Source organism: Neosynechococcus sphagnicola sy1 (assembly GCF_000775285.1).
Taxonomy (GTDB): domain Bacteria; phylum Cyanobacteriota; class Cyanobacteriia; order Neosynechococcales; family Neosynechococcaceae; genus Neosynechococcus; species Neosynechococcus sphagnicola.
Map to the genome: position 1 here is coordinate 102,718 of NZ_JJML01000026.1, position 20,128 is coordinate 122,845.

Below are 20,128 nucleotides of genomic sequence, written 5' to 3' on the forward strand. Positions count from 1 at the left end.
CAATGACTGGAGAGGGTTCTAGCGACCGAGGAGCAGCTATACCAATGACTATCACCAAGTTAGCCCTAGGATTCAACCTACATCCCTGGGTCAGGGTTGTCGAATATGATCAACCATGAATTCGCTAAGCATGGGGTGAAACAAGAACCCATTGGCACTCACTGAGGAAAATCGATGTCTGCACAACTAAGGTCTCCTGGTTTATCGAATTTAGAGGCAATGAATTCCGGTTTACCCAATATTTGTGGGCAGGAAGCGGCAATCAGTGCCGTCGTGAATCATCCTGATCCGGTATTTTTATCCACGACAAATCTCCGCCAGGAAGATATCACCGCAGGATTTGCCTGTGCGTTGCACATGCATCAGCCCACCATTCCGGGAGGCACCCAGGGTGCCTTAATCAGCAACCTTCAGTACATGTTTGAGCACCCAGGGGAGGGTGATAACCATAATGCCAGTGTGTTTGCCTGGTGTTACTCCCGCATGGGGGACTTGATTCCAGAATTAGTCTCCCAGGGATGTAATCCCCGCATCATGCTTGACTACTCGGGCAATCTCCTGTGGGGACTGCAGCAAATGGGTCGCCATGACATCCTCACCCGTCTGAAACGCATCACCTGTGAGTCCCAATATCAGCCCTATGTGGAATGGCTGGGAACCATGTGGAGTCATGCGGTGGTTCCCTCCACCCCGATTCCTGATATCAAGCTGCACATTCAAGCTTGGCAACAGTCCTTCGCTGCGATTTTTGGGGAGGCAGCTCTGAAGCGGGTGAAGGGCTTTTCCCCCCCGGAAATGCATTTGCCCAATCACCCAGACACGCTGTATGAGTACATCAAAGCCTTGAGAGATTGCGGCTATCGCTGGCTGATGGTTCAAGAGCATTCCGTTGAAAATCTAGATGGGTCAGGATTACGGCAGCAACAGAAATATATTCCCCATCGCCTGGTAGCTCGGAATTCCCAGGGTGATAGCGTCTGGATCACGGCGCTGATTAAAACCCCAGGGGTCGGATACCAAGTTAGTAGCTCAGATGCAACCTTACTTTGAAGCCAAAGGATGGGGCAGACAGACCCTAGGCGATCGCACCATTCCCTCCCTGGTGACTCAAATTGCCGATGGGGAAAACGGTGGGGTGATGATGAATGAATTTCCCCGCGACTTTCCCAGAATTTGGCAGGAGATTCGCCAACAGGGTGACGGGCGCTCCGGTGTCGTGGGTTTGAATGGCACGGAGTACTTAGAAATGATCACAGCAGCGGGCGTCAGTCCCGAAGATTACCCAACCTGTCAGGCGGTACAGCAACACCAGATTTGGCAGCGCGTCAACCCGGAAGAGGCCACCTCCGCAGCGGTGGAGCAGGCAATCCAGGATCTGAAGCAAACCGATCACCGCTTCCACATGGATGGGGCATCCTGGACTAACAACCTCAGTTGGGTGGCCGGCTACGAAAACGTTCTCGAGCCGATGAATCAACTCAGTGCGGCCTTCCATCAGAAATACGATCCACTGGTGCAATCTGACCCCAATGTTACCCAGCGGCCTGACTATCAGGAAGCCCTGTTATATAACCTGTTGCTACAAACCAGTTGTTTTCGTTACTGGGGTCAGGGTGCTTGGACGGAGTATGCCCGTGAGATCTATCGTCGCGGAGCCGCCTTATTGACTTGAGGATCGGTGCCGTCAGGTTGGTCGTCGATAACTAGGCTCGATCAGGACAGCGAAGCGATCGCTGTGAACTTGGATGATCCAGCGAAGGATGGTTGGAGCTGTTGCACTTTGCGGCTGAGTAATGCCTCCACTAGCTGCTGGAGCGCCTCCAGATCAGCTGGGTCAGTTTGCTGCGACCACATGAGGTCATTCAGTTGCTGTTCTTGGGGGAAGGTGAGGACTCGACTTTCCAATACGGTCTCAATCAAAGTTTGAAGCTTCATCATGGCTCTCCATCACGGTCAATTCAGCTGCTCCTAGTTTGCGGGAATCAGCATCAGGCTGAATTCGCAGCTTCACGGATTTTTGCGGGGTCGGGTGCCGATCCCGTGGCGGACAACCCCATTCCTTCGGGGTTCTGCGGAGAGCTTTCTTCATGTTTTGCAACAATTGCACCTCTGGTACTATAGTCAGACGAGCCCCTTCAGCGTCATGCAATTTCTATCCCTGGTATGTCTACACCCGAGAAGCTGTACGAAGGTAAGGCAAAAATCCTCTATAAAACTGAGGATCCAGACATCCTATTAACCGTTTTCAAGGACGATGCCACGGCCTTTAATGCCCAAAAGCGGGGCAGTATTTCTGGGAAGGGGGAGATGAACTGCGCGATTTCGAGTTATCTATTCCAGGAGTTAGCGGCTAGTGGCATTCCCAATCACTTTATTGATCGGCCCACGGCAACTGAAATGCGGGTACAGGCTCTGAAGATCGTGCCCTTAGAGGTGGTCGTGCGCAACATTGCTGCGGGGAGCCTGTGTCAGCAAACGGGGCTGACCTTGGGCACGATTTTGCCCTATCCCCTCGTCGAGTTCTATTACAAAAATGATGCCCTAGGAGATCCCCTGCTCACCCGCGATCGCCTACTGCTGCTGGAATTGGCTACACCGGATCAGATCGAACAATTGCAGCATCTGGCACTGCGAGTCAACGAGATGCTCTCAGCATTTTTTCAAAGATGTGCTATTAACCTAGTGGACTTCAAATTAGAGTTTGGCCTCGATCGCCAACAAAATCTCATCTTGGCGGACGAAATCAGTCCCGATACTTGCCGTCTCTGGGATCAAACGGTGAATGACCCCAATCGTCGCATCTTGGACAAAGATCGATTTCGTCAGGATTTAGGTGAAGTGGCGGCTGCTTACCAACTCGTTTTAGAGCGGGTATTGACCCAGGTCACCACCCAGGGTGTCTAAGCAAAATAGAGGGCTTGACCCTTTCCGTAGTCCCAGGTTGGCAGCAGCTGTCTCGGCGCTGACCAACGTTATGACTCCTAAACGGTCTTTTCAGGCAACCTGCCAATCTGACAGAGCCGCGATGCGGTAGAATTTCACCATTTGCTTTGCCCTGCTGGCCGATGGATTTTATGGACCTGTCCAAACACAGGATGTGGTGTGGAAGTGCTTATTAAATCGAACAAAATGCGCCTATCTCCCGTATTGGTGGCAGCCGTTGCGACAACGGCAACCCTTTGCGCTGCCAGCCCCACCCGAGGACAGGCTTTAGATGCCCGACTGCTCGAGACGGAAGCCCTGGTAGCTTCCCAGGTCAACGAGCCGCATCCTTCAGTGGGGGAAGGATACCCTCAGGCTGCACCCATCCCTGACACGGTGCTAGCACAGCAACCAGCCTCGGCTCCCCCTAGCCCCGCTGCCGATGGGCCTCCACCAGAACAACCCGCTGCCCCAGGAACGCCGTCCCAGATACAGCAGGCTCCCGATCAGTTTCGGTTCAACTTCACCCCCCAGAACACATCTCCAAATCCTATCCAGGTTGATCTCACTCCCCCCCAACCGGCACAACCAACGGTGCCGTCTCCCATTCAGACTCAACCCGCTGCAACCGATGAGTCAGAACCCCGGGTTTTGGTTTCAGAGGTGTTCGTTGAGGGGGTCGATGGCACCCTCCAAGATGCGGTTTATGGAGCCATCCGTACCCAGCCAGGGAGAACTGCAACCCGCTCCCAACTGCAAGCGGATGTGAATGCAATTTTTGCCACAGGTTTTTTCGCCACTGTCCGGGTTGACCCCTCGGATACGCCCCTGGGAGTGCGCGTTACCTTTGTGGTTCAACCTAATCCGGTGTTGACGAAGGTACAGGCCACTGGCATTAAGGTGCTGCCACCCGCTGTAGTTGAGAAAATCTTCAGCCCCCAGTATGGCTCGACGTTAAGCTTCCGCAAGTTGCAGGACGGCATCAAAGAGCTGAATAAGTGGTATCAGGATAACGGCTATGTGCTCGCCCAGGTTGTCGGTTCTCCCAAGGTGGCAGATGACGGCACCGTCACCCTGGAAGTTGCCGAGGGTCAGATTGAGGAAATTAAGATTCGCTATGTCAGCAAAGAGGGCGAAGAAGTCGATGCCAAGGGGCGGCCAATTCGCGGTCGGACTCGCCCCTATGTGATCACCCGTGAGTTACAGCTGAAACCGGGAGATGTCTTTAACCGTAATACCATTCAAACCGATCTACAGCGGGTGTTTGGTTTGGGAATTTTTGAGGATGTGAAGGTTGCCCTCAATCCCGGTAAGGATCCTCGTCAAGTTGTGGTGGTCTTGAATGTGGCCGAGAAAAATAGCGGCTCCATCGCCGCTGGTGCTGGGTTCAGTTCTGCCAGTGGTTTGTTTGGAACCCTTAGCTATCAGCAGCAAAATTTCCGGGGCCGCAACCAGAAAATTGGGGCAGAGTTGGTTTTGGGTACGCGAGAATTATTATTTGATTTGAGCTTCACCGATCCCTGGATCAAGGGTGACCCCTACCGCACCTCCTTCACGACGAATATTTTCCGACGGCAGTCCATTTCTTTGGTGTTTGACGGCGATGATACGACGATTCGATTACCCAATGGGGATGAACCACGGGTACAACGGGTGGGGGGGGGCTTTAGTTTTTCCCGTCCCTTGGCAAAAAATCCGTTTGTGAAAGCGAATTGGGTGGCCTCCCTGGGCATGATCTACCAACACGTAACGATTCGGGATGCCGATGGGGTTCTCAGTCCCCGCGCCAATACCGGGGAACTCTTGAGTTTTAGTAACTCCGGGGTGGATGACCTGACCACGATTGTCTTTGGTCTCACCCGCGATCGCCGGAATGATCCGCTCCTGCCCACTAAGGGTTCCCTGCTGCGCATGGGTATGGAGCAGTCGATTCCCGTTGGTTCCGGCAGCATTCTGTTTAACCGTGTCCGCGCCAGCTATACCTACTTTATTCCAGTGCGTTTTGTCAGCTTCAGACCCGGCCCCCAGTCTTTGGCCTTTAACTTCCAAACCGGCGGGGTTTTTGGGGATCTCCCCCCCTATGAAGCCTTTGCCTTGGGAGGGAGTAACTCCGTCCGGGGATATGCCGATGGGGAACTGGGCAGTGGTCGGTATTTTGTTCAGGGTACGGCTGAATATCGCTTCCCATTGTTTTCGATTCTCAGTGGTGCGTTGTTCTTTGATGCAGCCAGTGACCTAGGCTCTGGCAGTTCTGTGCCGGGGGATCCATCCGGTGCGCGGGGTTTGCCGGGTAGTGGCTTTGGCGGAGGTCTAGGGGTTCGTATTAATTCACCCATTGGCCCCATCCGCGTTGACTATGGTATTAACAACGAGGGGGATGGTCGCTTTTCCTTCGGGATTGGACAGCGGTTCTAATGCAATCAGCAGCAGACTCCCAGCACCTGCAATCGCCTGGGGAACTTAGAATGCCAGTGGGAATCCGGTCGCAAGTCCAGCACACACTCCGGGCCGTAGTCGAACAGGTTGGGATTGGTCTCCATACCGGCCAAACGACCCAGGTGCAAATTTGTCCGGCAGCGATTGATCGGGGTCGGGAGTTTGTGCGAGTTGATCTACCGACTGCGCCGACGATTCCAGCAGCGATTGGGCAGGTGTATCCAACGGCGCTTTCCACGGAGTTGGCGGTCGGCGAGGCCAGAATCCGTACCGTGGAGCATTTATTGGCCGCGTTGCTGGGGTTGGGGGTGGACAATGTTCAAATTCGGGTGGATGGCCCCGAAATCCCGCTATTGGATGGCTCGGCTCAGGGTTGGGTGCAGGCGATCGCCGCCGTGGGCTTGCAATCTCAAGCCGTGCCTCGCTCCTGGGCTGTCCTAAGGCAACCCCTGTGGGTGCAGCAGGGAGATGCCTTTGTGGCTGCCCTTCCGGCTGGGGAGCATCGCTTTACCTATGGTATTGACTTTGAACTGCCCGCTATTGGCAATCAATGGCACAGTTGGTCCCCCACGGAAACCGCAGCTAGCTTTACAGAAGCGATCGCCCCAGCGCGTACCTTTGGGTTAGCCCATCAAATTGAGTACCTGCGAAGCCAGGGCTTGATTCAGGGCGGCAGTCTGGAAAATGCCCTTGTGTGTGGGCCAGAGGGATGGCTCAACCCCCCCCGTGCGATTTTTGAATGAGCCGGTGCGCCATAAACTTCTAGACTTATTAGGAGATCTCAGTTTATTGGGGACACTGCCCCAGGCTCACTATCTAGCCTATAAGGCCAGCCATGCCTTGCATTTGCAGTTGGCGCAATCCCTGGTCTCTCAGATGTCCTGAGCCGTCCCTGCCATTGATCTAGATCAGGAGATCCTCCCTATCCGCACCTATTGATGTCTGCCCTATGTCTCCACTGACTGATACCCATACCACTACACCGAGTACACCCGCCGTTCCCCTTGATACACCTCTGGCAGCACCTGCCACCATTTTCACCGTTGAGGATATCCACAAACTGCTCCCCCATCGCTATCCCTTTGCCTTGGTGGACAAGATTATTGAGTATGTTCCGGGGAAACGGGCAGTGGGGGTGAAAAATGTGACCTTCAATGAGCCGCATTTCCAGGGGCATTTTCCCGGTCGCCCGATTATGCCAGGGGTGTTAATTGTGGAAGCCATGGCCCAGGTGGGGGGGTGGTCATGACCCAAATGCCAGAGATGCCGCAGGGAGGACTGTTTTTGTTCGCTGGGATTGATGGTGTGCGCTTCCGTCGCCCGGTGGTACCGGGGGATCAACTGATCCTGACCGTGGAACTGCTCTGTATCAAACGCCGTCGCTTTGGCAAAATGCAGGGGGTTGCCGAGGTCGGCGGTCAGCGGGCGGCAGAAGGGGAGTTGATGTTTTCCCTCGTAGATTAGCGCCTCCTCATTGGTGAATGGCTAGCATTGTGTCATTGTTCTCCAGCATCCCTAGACAACCTGCTTCTCTCTCAACCTCGCAGCCAGTCGCTTCTATGACAACCTTGATCCATCCCACTGCTGTTATCCATCCCACGGCTGAGATCCACTCGACGGTTCAGGTTGGCCCCTATGCTGTGATTGGAGCCGATGTCAAAATTGGAGCAGAAACCGTGATTGGGGCCCATGTCGTCATAGAAGGGCCGACAGAGATTGGCGATCGCAATCAAATCTTTCCGGGGGCTGCCATTGGGATGGAGCCCCAAGACCTCAAGTACGACGGCTCTCCGAGTTGGGTGAAGATTGGCAATGACAATCGGATTCGGGAATATGTCACCATCAATCGCGCCACCCGTGCCCCGGAAGCTACCCTGATTGGCAACAACAATCTCCTGATGGCCTATGCCCATGTGGCCCACAATTGTGTGCTTGAGAATCAGGTGATCATTGCCAACGGTGTCGCCTTGGCAGGGCATGTGCAGGTAGAATCCCAGGCTCGCATTAGCGGCATTCTGGGAGTGCATCAATTTGTGCACATTGGGCGACTGGCCATGGTGGGGGGGATGAGTCGGATTGATCGGGATGTACCGCCCTATATGCTGGTGGAGGGCAATCCCTCCCGGGTGCGATCGCTCAACTTAGTAGGACTGCGACGAGCCAATTTTACGGAACTCGAGGCGGGACAGGTGTTTCAATCCCTGAAAAAGGCCTTTCGTCTGCTCTACCGGGAGGGCTTACCCCTGAGTGCAGCCCTAGACCAACTGGATTTGCTCCCCGATAGCGAGCCCTTGCAACATCTGCGCCAGTTTTGCCGTAGTGCACAAACCCCGGAACGGCGGGGCTTGATTCCCAGTCGCCGTTCCGCAGCCATGGAATCCTGATGACCCGCATCTTTATTAGTACCGGGGAAGTCTCTGGGGATCTCCAAGGTGCGCTGTTAATTGCTGCTTTGCGTCGTCAAGCTCAGCAACTGGGAATTCCCTTGGAAATTGCCGCCCTCGGCGGCGATCGCATGGCAGCGGCAGGGGTCGACCCTGTTGGGGAAAACCCAGCCACATTGGCTCCATTGGACTCCTGGAATCCCTCCCCTATTTGCTGCCAACCCTGACCGTGCAGCGCCAAGCCAAACGCTATCTGCGGCAGTACTCCCCCGATGTGATTGTCCTGATTGACTATATGGGGCCAAATCTTGGCATTGGGTGGTTTGCCCGTCAGCATTATCCCCAGGTGCCCATCGTCTACTACATTGACCCCCCAGGAATGGGTGTGGTCCCTGAATCAACGCAATACTCGGCGGATTGTCCAGTTCACCGATCAGCTCCTGGCAGTGTTTCCCGGTGAAGCCCATTACTATCAGCAGCAAGGGGCGGCGGTTACCTGGGTTGGGCATCCCCTGTTGGATCAAATGTCCACAGCTCCCAGTCGAGAACAAGCGCGGCTGGCCTTGGGCATTGCCCCCAATCAATGGGCGATCGCCTTGGTACCCGCCTCTCGCCAGCAGGAGTTGCAGACTTTATTACCCGTGATCCTAGAAGCTGCCCGTCAGCTGCAAGCCCAGATCCCCAATACTGACCCCCAGCAACCCTTATTTTGGATTCCCCTTTCTTTAGAAGCCTATCGTGCTCACCTGCAACAGGCGATCGCCGCTGCTGGGTTACGGGCCCAACTGGTGCCAGACAGGGGGCATCCCCAAGGGGATTGGTTACGGCGCTGTGCGATCGCGGCGGCGGATTTAGCCATCACTAAATCTGGCACGGTGAATCTGGAAATCGCTCTCATGCAGGTACCCCAGGTGGTAATCTATCGGGTTAGTCCATTCACCGCTTGGGTGGCGCAGCATCTCTTGAAGTTCTCCATTCCCTTCATGGCCCCCCCTAACCTGGTGACAATGCGCCCGATTGTGCCGGAATTACTCCAGGGAAAGGCCACCGCTCCCAATATTGTCCGGGAATCCTTAGATCTCCTCCTCAACCCTACTCGACGGCAGCAAATTCAGCAGGACTATCAAGCCATGCGGCAGTCTTTGGGGGAGCCTGGAGTTGCCGATCGCGCAGCTCTGGCAATTTTGAAACTAGACCTATTGCGTCAATCAAAATGACTACAACCTCCCAGGTGTAAGCGTTCTGATATAACTGCTTTTTCCCGGGCAGACGAAACTTCCCAGATCTCATCAGTAAGGCTTCTACTTTATGGATCAGACGGCACACCCCTGACTCACTCAGTCTCCATCTGGTGGCCATGGGAATGGATAGGCGATTTCCTGGCTCTAAACCACAGAGTCCTCTGGAGCTTGGGGGGAGGATGCGAGGGGTTTAGGAGAACCCTGATCTGCCGCCGTCATCGGCACCTCCGGGGGAACCTTCACCGCCACCAACTGACCCAGGCCACTGACCCCCCCCCCATTGATCCAGCACATCTCTGACGAGAATTTCCCGCAGCCACACCTGCCCCACCACCGTTAAGGGAATCGCCATCACCAAGCCAAAAAAGCCGAAGATCGTGGCAAAAAAGACTTGGCACAGTAAGGTGAGGGCAGGGAGCAAGGCCACCTGCTGCGCCATGATGTAGGGTGTCAGCAGACTACTTTCAAACTGCTGGATGCCAAAGTAAAGAATCAATACAAATACGGCCTTCAAACCGTCATCCAAGAGGGCGATCGCCATGGGCGGCACGACGCTAAAGGCTGGCCCCACATTGGGGATAAAATTTAGCAGCCCCGCCAGCACGGCATTCGCAAGGGGGAGTTTTACCTGTAATAGGAACAGCCCCAGCCAACTCAGAATCGAGATCACACCCATACTCATCAGTGCCCCCACAATCCAAGCGGCCAGGGCAGTTTCCGTGTGACTTAAGATCTCCGCCATCCGAGGGCGATAGAAGGCTGGGAACAGCCGGATGAACAGCTGGCGATAGCCTTGCGGGTTGGCCAGAAACATCAGGGCCAAGACCAGCAGCAACAGCAGGTTTAACACAAAATTCAAGGACCCAGAAACCAGCACCAGCGACCCCCCCAGCAACCGATTTGCGTAGGGGCGCATCTGCTGCAACAGATGTTCACTGTCGGGGATCACCTCCTCCACCTGTTGGGGCAACTGCACCTTAAAGCTATTCAACCAGTGGGTGATCCGGTCGAGTCCTTGAGGCACCAGCAGTTGGAGCTCCTGAAACTGTTCCGTGAACGGCGGCACGATCAGAAAAAACACCAGGGTGAAGAACAGCACGAGAACGCCTACCGCTGCGAGCACCGCCCAGGGTCGTTGCATTCCCAGCCGTTGCCAGCGCCGGGCCAGACGATTGAGCGCCGTTGCCAGCACCACGGCGGTAAACACCAGTAACAGTAACTGTCGAATCTGCCACAGGATGTATAAGGACAGCATCAATGCGATCAAACCCAGCCATGCGCCAAATTTCACAGCCCAGACTCCCTTGATGAAGGTTCGCGTTGCTCCCAGAGCTGTCTTTGAGCATTGCCTGTGATCGAGAATCGTCGGGCGCGCCAACCTAAAATCGCCGCCATGATCAGCGTCGGCACGACCACCGCGATCGCCGCCGTCGTAGACGTTGCGTTCAGGGGCAGCAGTTTGCCACCATATTTGATCAGCAGGGATAGCAAGACAGAAAGCAGCAGGACTTTGTTAAGAAAACTCAGATTACTACGCATCAGCAGGGAAAATAGGAATTTCAAATCAGATCCAGTGAGATCTACAGTCACATCTACAACTGTGAGCCGACAATAACAACCCCTGTAAAATTGCTCACAATTGAAAATATTATTAACAAAATCAACACATTCGCTAGAATGAGGTGCAAACTACGCAATTGCAAGGATCAATGCCCTTGCCAATGGCTGATAGATCTCCTTCTGGTGGGTTAACGTGTTTTATTGGTACTTGTCAACTATTAAGCCTCCGATCGGGTCGCCAGATAGTGTTAAGCTATCTGACCGGAGGAAAGAGATCTGGCTTTGGGGGAGGGGTTGGCCTCCTCCCGATTTTCCCACCTGTGTGAACAAGCTGTCTTAGCCCCATGACGACTGTACCTGCTCCTAAATCGTCACCCCAGCCTGCGGATCGAAGCAATTCGACCCCCGTGTTTGCCTTGAAGGAACTGGTGGCTCGGTTACACCGGGAACAGCACAAAACCCAGGACTTGCTTAGTTCTCTCGGCTATGCCCTCCGCAGCTTTAACAATTTAAACCAATTTTTGGAACTGATCCCGCTGATGGCGAGCCGCGTCACCGATGCAGACGGGGGGGCATTATTTTTATTCAAACCTAACGGTCAGGTGAGTTTGGCACGTCTGCATTGTCAAGATAGCTCCCACTGTCAAGATATCCGCAGGGCACTGGAAACCGTTTCCCGCCAGGTAACGACTACCTCGTTGGCAACTGCCACCCCTGGCCCCACCGGGGTGATCCCCACCTACAGAGGCATGGCGGCACTGGACTATCAAGTGAGTCATTATCTGGGGTCGGAGATTCAACTGTTTGGCACTGCGATTCTCGTCAAAAATGTGGAACGCGGACGACTTTACGTCTTTAGCGAAGATCCAACCTACGATTGGACTGAAACCCGGCAAAAGTTAGTCCGTCTCGTTGCCGATCAAACTGCGGTGGCGATCGCCAATGAGGAACTCAAGATCGAGCTGCGCAATAAGGAACGGTTGGATCGGGAGTTGGAAATTGGGGCGGAAATTCAGCGCCAACTCCTGCCTCGCCAGTGTCCCCAAATTGCTGGGGTGGCCTTAGCAGCTCATTGCAAAACAGCCAACCGCGTCGGGGGCGACTACTACGATTTCATTCCCGTCCATCATGCCGCTAGCCCGGTAGAAGATAGCCAGTCCAGTTGTTGGGGGTTGGCGATCGGGGATGTCATGGGTAAGGGCGTCCCGGCGGGGCTGATTATGACCATGACCCGGGGAATGCTGCGGGCTGAGGTTTTAAACGGCCACTCCCCCGCCCGGATTCTGCAACATCTGAACTTGGTGTACTACGCAGATCTAGAAAATTCCCACCGCTTCGTTACCCTGTTTTATTCCGAATATGACCCCCAAACCCAGATTCTCCACTATAGCAATGCGGCTCATCATCCGCCCTTACTCTGGCAGGCGGCAACGAATACCATTAAACGCCTGGATACCCTGGGAATGTTGATTGGCTTAGATGCCAGTACCCAATACCAGGATGCTCAGGTGCAGCTCTCCCCCGGTGATACCTTAATCTATTACACCGATGGGTTCACCGATGCGGGGAATCAAAGTGGCGATCGCTTTGATGAAGAGAATCTGATCCGCGCCTTTCGCTGGGCCTGTGAGCATTGCTTGAACCCCCAAGAGATTCTAGAGTATCTATTTGATCAGGTACAGCAGTTTATTGGCTCCCATCGCTGTAACGAAGATGATATGACCTTGATTGTGATGCAGGTGAAACCTCAAGCGGTCAGCAGCTGAAGTGATAGGTAAGTGGGTAGACATCGATGATTGAAGTTGAACATCTCAGTAAAACCTACGGCACCCATCGTGCCATTACCGATGTCACCTTTCGGGTAGAGCAGGGTGAAATTCTGGGCTTTCTGGGCCCCAATGGGGCTGGCAAAACCACCACCATGCGCATCTTAACCGGATATCTCCCTGCCACCGAAGGCACTGCCCGAATTGCGGGCTGGGAGGTGCACGAGAACTCCATGGCGGTGCGGCGACAAATTGGTTACCTGCCCGAAACGCCCCCCCTCTATCCCGAAATGACCGTCGAAGGGTTTCTGCATTTTGTTGCCCGGATCAAAGGGGTGAATGGCGGCGATCGCCCCACTCGAGTAGCAGCCGCCTTGTCCAGTTGTGGGCTGCAAGAAAAGCGGGACGTGTTAATTCGCAAACTTTCCAAAGGGTTCAAGCAGCGGGTAGGGATTGCCCAAGCCATCGTCCATGATCCCCCGGTGATTATCCTCGATGAGCCGACGGTGGGTCTCGATCCGCGGCAGATTATTGAAGTTCGGAATTTGATTAAGAATTTAGGGGGCGATCGCACTATTATTCTGTCCACCCACATTCTGCCGGAAGTCAGCATGACCTGTAACCGGGTAGCGATCATCCATCGGGGTCGGGTCGTTGCCATTGATTCCCCCGATCATTTGGGGTCCCAACTGACGGCGGGCACTGCCTACGAATTGGAGGTGGCAGGGGATGTGCTCCTGGCTCAGCAGACCCTAGAGCAGGTAGCCGGGGTGGAACGGCTGGAAATCCTCAGCAGTGAAGGTCTGGCTGCCGATCGCTGTAAACTGCACGTGACCACAGCGGTAGGCACCGACCCTGGACGAGAGCTGGCTGTGGCGCTGGTAGCAGCGAACCTGGGATTATACGAAATGCGCCGCAGTCAAGCGACCCTGGAAGACGTGTTCCTGCAACTAACCACCGAGGAAACAGCCATCAACGCCACACTGGAGAAATTTGATTCAAGCGAGGACGCAGCAGCCTAAATGAGGATGATCATGGGAAACATTGTGGCTATTTATCGTCGGGAGTTACAGGGGTATTTTGCCTCGCCCTTGTGCTATGCGATTGCTGGCGTCTTTTGGTTCTTGGCTGGCATCTTTTTTGTCTCAGTGCTGCTGGGGCCAGAGGGGATTTTAGTTCAGGCCGCCATGCGGGATCAGCTTGGTGGCGGCACGGCTCCGCCCCTGGATGTTGCCTCCGAATTTCTCAAATTCTTTCTGGGGCTTTTGGGTTCCCTGTCCCTATTTATTCTGCCGATTCTTTCCATGGGGCTGTATGCCGAGGAACGCAAGCGCGGTACCTTAGAACTCTTGGCAACTTCACCGATTACCAATTGGGCGGTCGCCATTGGCAAGTTATTAGCCGTCCTTACCTTTTTTGTCTCGATGATTTTGCCCCTGATGATCTACGAGGCGATCGCCCTCAGTCATGCCAACCCACCCTTTCAACCTGTGTTATTGCTGGTGGGACACCTGGGATTATTGCTGTTGGCTGCCGGGATTTTATCCCTGGGGATGTTCATTTCTTCCCTCACCGACAGCACCATTCTGGCAGCCGTCCTCACCTTTGCTTTGGTGCTGTTTCTCTGGGTGATTGATGTCGTTGCCAAAGGCATTGGCGGCCCCCTGGGGAGTGCCCTAGAGCATCTCTCGTTACTGAGTAACTACAACAATTTGGTGCAGGGTGTGATTGACACCAGCAGCCTGATTCTCTTTGGCAGCTATATTGTCCTTGGTCTGTTTCTCACAGCTCAGTCCATTGATGCCCTGCGATTCCAGCGTTCCTAGACTTAACCCTGTATTGCAGTATTTTCCTCCAACAAACTCAGTGGGATGGTCCGGGAGAATTGATCCCAGGGCAGGGGCGGTACGGTCACCCCTGTCTTCTGTCAGCACCGCTGAAAATAACGGGCGGTGACAGGAGATCATGCCTCTTGGGGGCAGTGAACAAAAAAATACACTCGAATCCCCTACTGAAGCCATTGACTGATTTGCCCCACCCATTCATCAAGATAGGGCTGGTTCAGTGCCAATTGGGGGTGGCAAGTCAACGACAAAGAAGGTATACAACGATCTAGGGATTGATCTCATTAATCCTGCAAGTTACAGACAGTCTCTTCACAAAATTTACAGAAAATTCCAAGCATGACTCTCGGAAAGCTGATGATGAGACTTGCTAATATCAACCTGGGCTTTTCCATATTTTTAGTTGAAGATGATAGACTTTGATCAGAAGTGATCAGGGTTGTGGTGAGGAGTTTTAGCTGTCGATCTCTCAATGTTGGCAATTCTGAATCCGTTGTCTTTCGCAACATTACGGACGGTTCCACTCGCAAGTTTGTCTCATATTTGTAATGTTGAATATTGAGAGAGCAGCCAATTAAATCAACGACTCGTTTGAATATCCAAAGCTCTTAGTTATCAATGCTTTCAGGCAGCATCTATGCAAAAAAACGTTTAGCCTGTTGTGCTTTTTAGATACATTTGAAGTAGGGACTGGTGTGACTAGATCAATACAAAGCCCCTGGCGGCTGATCTAAGTTTTTCGAGGTTCTCTTGAAAATTTAATCCCAGACAGCTACTTCACTCAGTTTAAAAATGGAGGCGAAGCTAATGTCAAAAACAATTACGAACCTGACACTCCCGGTTGTGACAGAGGTGGTGGAAACGGTTCTAGAACTGTATCCAGATCATCCTTATCAACAAGCATTTGCATCTCCAGATCTCCGCGATAAGCTGATTGCCCACATCCTCAGCCGCATTCCCAATCAATACACAGCGATTGATAACGACGATGACGATAGTATGCCCAGTCAGCTCTCGTCTTCCACCTATGGCTCAGAATTGAAATTGCAAATTGAATCGATTGTCTATGATGGAATTCAGCACGTCTTTACGGCGAATGCAGAGTGGATTTCCCATCATGTTCCTGAATCAGTGACGGCAGGCACAGATCCCTCCCACTGGTTTGGTTAGCCGTCTGAGTCCAAGGGACAAGGGTTCAGAGGGAGGCTTGGGGGTTGCGATTCAACCCATAGGGGATAGGATCAGTGCGTCCTAGTTCCGCAAAAGCAGTGAGCCGCAGCTGGCAGGCATCACAAGTACCACAGGCCTCATCACCTCCGGCATAGCAGGACCAGGTAAGTTCCCACGGCACCCCTAAGCGATCGCCCAGTTCGATGATGGCTGTTTTTTTTAAGGTGATCAGGGGGGTAACGATGGCGATCGCCGTGCCTTCTCGTCCCTGTTTGGTTCCCAACTGAAAGACGGTTTGCATGGCTTGAATATAGTCAGGACGGCAGTCTGGATAGCCAGAGTAATCGAGACTATTGACCCCGAGATAGACCCGTTCAGCGGCGATCGTCTCGCCATAGGCAAGGGCAAAGCTGAGAAAAATTGTATTTCGAGCTGGCACATAAGTCACAGGAATAGTCTGACTCATCTCCGCCAGAGAACGGCTTTGGGGTAAATCAATTTCGACATCGGTGAGAGCAGAGCCCCCCCACTGCCGCAGATCAAAACTGACCACCTGATGATCGATAACACCGGCACACTGGGCAATGGTTCGGGCTGCGGTTAATTCCCGCCGATGGCGCTGCTGATAGTCAAAGGAGAGGGCATAACAGTCGCAGCCATCTGCTTGGGCTTGGTACAGTACCGTTGCCGAATCCAGTCCCCCCGATAGCAATATTACAGCTTTCACAGTTCCGGCTCCTGGGTTGATCGAGTTTAACTTCATCGTATATTTTCACGATCCGAATCAGGGCGATGGTCAAAGACCGCTCTCCGAGCATCGCCCCTAGTCGGAGGGAGATCTTCTTGACTAAACCTTGACTAAACAATGAGTGATGCCATTACGGGGCTGAAGACCGTAACCTTGCACCCTCCTCAAGATGGCAAGATCGCCCATTTTTAGGGGTTTTCGTTGCCGGGATATCCACGTAGGATGGGATCAATCTAGGTAAAGCAGGCGACGCTGATGAACAGCAATGATCTGGCACAATACCTCGAAGCAACGGATAGTGTTTTCAAACCCTGGCTGCTGATGCGATTCTGTCTTCAAAATCTGAAGCAGCATCCGTCCAGCTTCCCCCCAGAAGATGACCCTCTGGAAATGGCTGATATCCACCCGGATCTTATGAACCTTTGGGAAGGGTGGCAGGGAGTTGAAGATGAAGTCTTCTAAACCTTCCCCTCGCAACAAAAACATGACTAGATCGAACAAGCCAACGGTTGAGATCAACCTCAGTGACCCACAGTACTACTACAACCGCGAAGTCAGCTGGCTGGAATTTAACAATCGGGTTCTCAGTGAAGCCTTTGACCCCCGCACCCCTTTACTGGAACGCCTGAAGTTTCTCGCCATCTTCAGCTCTAATTTAGACGAGTACTTCATGGTCAGGGTTTCAGCCATTAAAGAACAGATTGAGGCAGGGGTGACCCAACTCACTCCCGATGGTTTAACCCCTTCAGAACAACTTGCAACCATCTATCAACGGCTGCGTCCTACGGTGATCAAGCAGCATCAACACTTTGAGCAGGAACTCCGACCCTTACTTGCTGCCCAGGGCATTCATCTCTTAGACTACATTGATCTCAGCCAGGAACAACGCACCTACCTTCAGAATTATTTTGAACAACAAATTTTCCCGGTGCTGACCCCTCTGGCCGTTGATCCAGGTCATCCTTTTCCCTTCATTTCAAACCTCAGTCTCAATTTGGCAGTCGTGGTCAAAGATGGGGAAACGGGAGCCGAACTGTTTGCCCGGGTCAAAGTTCCCAACTCCCTGCCGCGAGTTTTTATCGTTGCCAGAGGAGTTGCGCCTCACCCATGAAAATCAGCCAGTGGCTTGGACTGGGGTGCCCCTGGAACAGGTGATCGCCCACAACCTGGAGTTTTTGTTCCCAGGGATGAATATTCAGGAGTACCACCCCTTCCGGATTACGCGGGATGCCGATGTGGAACTGCAAGAAGATGAGGCAGATGATCTGTTGCAGGCGATTGAAGAAGTGCTCCGCCAGCGACGCTTTGGCGGCTCTGTGGTGCGCTTAGAAATTCAAGCTTCCATGCCAGAAACCGTTCGCAATACCCTGATTCGAGGGCTGGGAGTGGAGGATCGAGAGCACTACAGTGATGTTTATGAGGTCGAGGGGATGCTCGGCTTGCGGGATCTCTTTGCCTTTATGGACATTCCCCTGCCCGAACTCAAGGATCCTCCCTGGATGCCAGTGATTCCCTCTCGCCTCCAACGGGTTGGGGATCTGCCTGAGGATGCCGCAGCGGCTGAAGAAGGAGAGGGCTTTTTTGCCGCTATGCGTCAACAAGACCTGTTGGTTCACCATCCCTACCACTCCTTCTCTGCGACCGTGCAACGGTTTGTCACCCAGGCCGCCCATGACCCTGATGTGATGGCGATCAAAATGACCCTTTACCGCACCTCCGGCGACTCACCGATTGTCAATGCCCTGATCAATGCGGCTGAAAACGGTAAACAGGTGGCGGTGCTGGTGGAGTTGAAAGCGCGCTTCGATGAAGAAAACAACATAATCTGGGCGCGAAAGCTAGAAAAAGTCGGAGTGCATGTAGTCTATGGGCTGCTGGGGTTGAAAACCCACACCAAAATTGCCCTGGTTGTCCGCAAAGAGGCCGATCGGATTCGCCGCTATGTCCATGTCGGCACGGGTAACTATAATCCCAAAACTGCCCGGTTATACACCGATCTGGGACTGTTGAGTTGCCGAGAGGAATTGGGAGCCGACTTGACCGAATTGTTTAATTATTTAACCGGTTATTCTCGGCAGCAGACCTATCGCAAGCTATTGGTAGCTCCAGTGAGTTTACGCGATCGCATGATTGCCATGATTCGCCGCGAAGCCGAACACTGCAAACAAGGATTTCCGGGTCGAATTGTTGCCAAGATGAACTCTCTCACCGATGTCCAGATGATTACCACCCTCTATGAAGCTTCCTGCGCTGGGGTAAAGATTGATCTGGTGATTCGGGGGATGTGTTGTCTGCGACCTGGAATTCCCAATGTCAGCGAGAATATTCGCGTTATCAGTATTATTGGGCGCTTCTTAGAACATGCCCGCATCTTCTATTTTCAAAATCAAGGGCAGGAGGAAGTTTTTATCGGCAGTGCTGACTGGATGTCTCGGAATTTGAATCGGCGGGTGGAAGCAGTGGTTCCCGTCGAAGATGCCGAAATTGCCAAGGATCTCCAGGAAATTCTTGGGGTGATGCTGGCAGATAATCGCCAAGCCTGGGATATGCAGTCCGATGGTCACTATATTCAGCGCCAACCCTCTCCCAACACACCGGAGCAAAGTTCCCAACGCTTGCTGATGGACATGGCGTCCCAGGAGGCTGCGGGTAAGCGCAGTTGAGTCAGGAGGGTTGATCTTCCAGGGCTTCCACCGCTTCAATCAACGATCTCACCACGGGGGTGCCTTGGGATGGCTCAAACCCCAGGGGAAACTTACCTCGCACTAACATCCGCAGACCCAGGGGGCCTAAACTCATCAGCCCCCGCAGATCGCGGAAGGAATTACTGACCACCTGCAGCCCAAAACGACGCTCATCGACCCAGCCCCCCTGTTTGACCAGATGAATCAAGACCTTGCGATGGCGAATCCATCGGCTTGACTGAGCATCTTTGCGGTCGAGAATTTGCTGCTTAATCTTGCTAATTTGATCCAGGGGCGCGACTTCCATGGGACAAACACTATTGCAGTAAAAACAGCGAGTACAAGCCCAAACACCCTGATCTTTCTGGTTGTAGGCCTCCAAGCGTTGCTCCCGCTGCTGATCCCGTGAATCTGCCACAAGGCGATAGGCCTTTGCGAGGGCATGGGGACCCACAAACTCTGGGTTGACCTCACGGGCATTACATTCCGAGTAACAAGCACCACAAAGGATGCAATTGCCCGTTTGATCCAATTGACTGCGGGCTTCCGGTGTTTGTAAAAACTCTCGTTCCGAAATGTGGCGAGCGGCGCTGCTGACATAGGGATCAACCGCACTGAGGTGGTTCCAGAAACTTTTCATATCCACCACCAAGTCTTTAATCACAGGCATATTACCCAGGGGAGCAATCGTCATTACAGGCTGGCTAGATGCCCCAGGATTGACTGCTAGCGCAGTTGCTTGGTGGGCAATTTGGTTGAGTCTCGTCAGCTCACTGCCAACATTTTCTTTGCATGCCAGCGCCGAGCGACCATTGATGCGCATCCCACAACTTCCACAAATTGTGTTACGGCAGTTGCGACGAAAGGCAACACTCCCATCCTGCTCCCATTTGATTTGGTGGAGACAGTCTAAGATCGTCATTCCGGGGTCTACCTCCAGCTGATAACTTTGAAAGTGAGGTACCGTGTTTTGATTTTGTCGCCAAATCTTAAAAATGACTTGCATGAGGCTCTCGTACAGTTATGGGGTAGGTGCTATCGGCCTGGATCGCTGAAAATTTAGTTTCAGTCTATCGGTTCTTCCTAATGGCAGACAACGCTGGGGTCTATCGGGCTGTTCTTAGCAAAAATTAAAATATCACCGAACCAGAATCCAGCGATCGCCATAGAGTCTGACATCAGGATCAATCCATCAACACCATCTGCATCGGGGTTTCCCCAGGCTGCCTAATGAGATTCTGGTCTCAAGGCTTGTGAAATAACAGGCAATACCTCTAGAAAAACCTATTCCCTGGAATTACGCCCTGAAGCTTTACCCAAGGTGGAGCCTGTCTCCCAGCCTGTTTTACTTAAGAATATACTGACATAATTTT

General features: G+C 53.1%; 13 protein-coding genes and 6 pseudogenes. 13 read left to right on the forward strand and 6 right to left on the reverse strand.

Features of this window, described 5'->3' with window-relative positions; all coding sequences use genetic code 11:
• The first annotated feature begins 174 nt into the window (after window positions 1-174).
• Window positions 175-1,672 (forward strand): annotated as a pseudogene (locus tag DO97_RS31215) (glycosyl hydrolase family 57).
• Between the two features lie 41 nt (window positions 1,673-1,713).
• Here the strand turns inward: DO97_RS31215 and DO97_RS12375 are convergent.
• Window positions 1,714-1,938, reverse strand: coding sequence for a hypothetical protein (locus DO97_RS12375; RefSeq protein WP_156120556.1), 225 nt, complete (start codon window positions 1,936-1,938; stop codon window positions 1,714-1,716).
• A gap of 225 nt (window positions 1,939-2,163) precedes the next feature.
• Between DO97_RS12375 and purC the strand changes: the two genes are divergently transcribed.
• The 6 genes and pseudogenes from purC to lpxB all read left to right on the forward strand — a co-directional run bounded on the left by purC (window position 2,164) and on the right by lpxB (window position 8,959).
• The gene (gene purC / locus DO97_RS12385; protein WP_036533790.1) at window positions 2,164-2,904 is read left to right on the forward strand and encodes a phosphoribosylaminoimidazolesuccinocarboxamide synthase; all 741 of its coding nucleotides are present in this window, start codon (window positions 2,164-2,166) and stop codon (window positions 2,902-2,904) included.
• A gap of 225 nt (window positions 2,905-3,129) precedes the next feature.
• A complete protein-coding gene (locus tag DO97_RS12390; RefSeq protein WP_081980737.1) occupies window positions 3,130-5,337 on the forward strand; it encodes a BamA/TamA family outer membrane protein in 2,208 nt (735 codons plus the stop codon).
• A 50-nt stretch (window positions 5,338-5,387) separates the two neighbouring features.
• Window positions 5,388-6,243 (forward strand): annotated as a pseudogene (gene lpxC / locus DO97_RS12395) (UDP-3-O-acyl-N-acetylglucosamine deacetylase).
• Between the two features lie 64 nt (window positions 6,244-6,307).
• Window positions 6,308-6,822: pseudogene (gene fabZ / locus DO97_RS31220) on the forward strand (3-hydroxyacyl-ACP dehydratase FabZ).
• A gap of 95 nt (window positions 6,823-6,917) precedes the next feature.
• Window positions 6,918-7,742, forward strand: coding sequence for an acyl-ACP--UDP-N-acetylglucosamine O-acyltransferase (gene lpxA / locus DO97_RS12405; RefSeq protein WP_036533797.1), 825 nt, complete (start codon window positions 6,918-6,920; stop codon window positions 7,740-7,742).
• Window positions 7,742-8,959, forward strand: a pseudogene (gene lpxB, locus DO97_RS12410) (lipid-A-disaccharide synthase). Before lpxA ends, lpxB begins: the two are co-directional and overlap by 1 nt.
• 31 nt (window positions 8,960-8,990) lie before the next feature.
• Here the strand turns inward: lpxB and DO97_RS31225 are convergent.
• The 3 genes and pseudogenes from DO97_RS31225 to DO97_RS12420 all read right to left on the reverse strand — a co-directional run.
• A pseudogene (locus DO97_RS31225) lies at window positions 8,991-9,101 on the reverse strand (IS5/IS1182 family transposase); the annotation flags it as partial.
• Between the two features lie 72 nt (window positions 9,102-9,173).
• Window positions 9,174-10,274 (reverse strand): AI-2E family transporter, encoded by a 1,101-nt coding sequence (locus DO97_RS12415; protein WP_052128689.1) that lies wholly within the window; start codon window positions 10,272-10,274, stop codon window positions 9,174-9,176.
• A complete protein-coding gene (locus DO97_RS12420; protein WP_162182991.1) occupies window positions 10,271-10,522 on the reverse strand; it encodes a hypothetical protein in 252 nt (83 codons plus the stop codon). The genes DO97_RS12415 and DO97_RS12420 overlap by 4 nt, the downstream gene beginning before the upstream one ends.
• Before the next feature lie 365 nt (window positions 10,523-10,887).
• Between DO97_RS12420 and DO97_RS12425 the strand changes: the two genes are divergently transcribed.
• The 4 genes from DO97_RS12425 to DO97_RS12440 all read left to right on the forward strand — a co-directional run bounded on the left by DO97_RS12425 (window position 10,888) and on the right by DO97_RS12440 (window position 15,323).
• Window positions 10,888-12,309, forward strand: a complete 1,422-nt coding sequence (locus DO97_RS12425) for a PP2C family protein-serine/threonine phosphatase (protein ID WP_036533802.1) — start codon at window positions 10,888-10,890, stop codon at window positions 12,307-12,309.
• A 26-nt stretch (window positions 12,310-12,335) separates the two neighbouring features.
• Window positions 12,336-13,331, forward strand: coding sequence for an ABC transporter ATP-binding protein (locus DO97_RS12430; protein WP_036533805.1), 996 nt, complete (start codon window positions 12,336-12,338; stop codon window positions 13,329-13,331).
• The gene (locus DO97_RS12435) at window positions 13,332-14,135 is read left to right on the forward strand and encodes an ABC transporter permease (protein ID WP_036533807.1); all 804 of its coding nucleotides are present in this window, start codon (window positions 13,332-13,334) and stop codon (window positions 14,133-14,135) included.
• Window positions 14,136-14,960: 825 nt separating this feature from the next.
• Window positions 14,961-15,323 (forward strand): hypothetical protein, encoded by a 363-nt coding sequence (locus tag DO97_RS12440; protein WP_036533810.1) that lies wholly within the window; start codon window positions 14,961-14,963, stop codon window positions 15,321-15,323.
• Between the two features lie 25 nt (window positions 15,324-15,348).
• On the opposite strand, the gene queC is transcribed toward DO97_RS12440, so the two are convergent.
• A complete protein-coding gene (gene queC / locus DO97_RS12445; RefSeq protein ID WP_036533883.1) occupies window positions 15,349-16,050 on the reverse strand; it encodes a 7-cyano-7-deazaguanine synthase QueC in 702 nt (233 codons plus the stop codon).
• A gap of 276 nt (window positions 16,051-16,326) precedes the next feature.
• Here queC and DO97_RS12450 point away from each other — a divergent pair, with 276 nt between their 5' ends.
• Together DO97_RS12450 and ppk1 are read left to right on the forward strand one after the other, a co-directional pair.
• Window positions 16,327-16,533 carry a hypothetical protein gene (locus DO97_RS12450; RefSeq protein ID WP_036533813.1) on the forward strand — a complete coding sequence of 69 codons (207 nt, stop codon included), beginning with the start codon at window positions 16,327-16,329 and terminating at the stop codon, window positions 16,531-16,533.
• Between the two features lie 22 nt (window positions 16,534-16,555).
• Window positions 16,556-18,734 (forward strand): annotated as a pseudogene (gene ppk1, locus DO97_RS12455) (polyphosphate kinase 1).
• A gap of 1 nt (window position 18,735) precedes the next feature.
• Here ppk1 and DO97_RS12460 read toward each other — a convergent pair.
• Entirely contained in the window at window positions 18,736-19,761 is a 1,026-nt protein-coding gene (locus tag DO97_RS12460; RefSeq protein WP_036533815.1) for a succinate dehydrogenase/fumarate reductase iron-sulfur subunit, read from the reverse strand.
• Window positions 19,762-20,128: the final 367 nt, after the last annotated feature.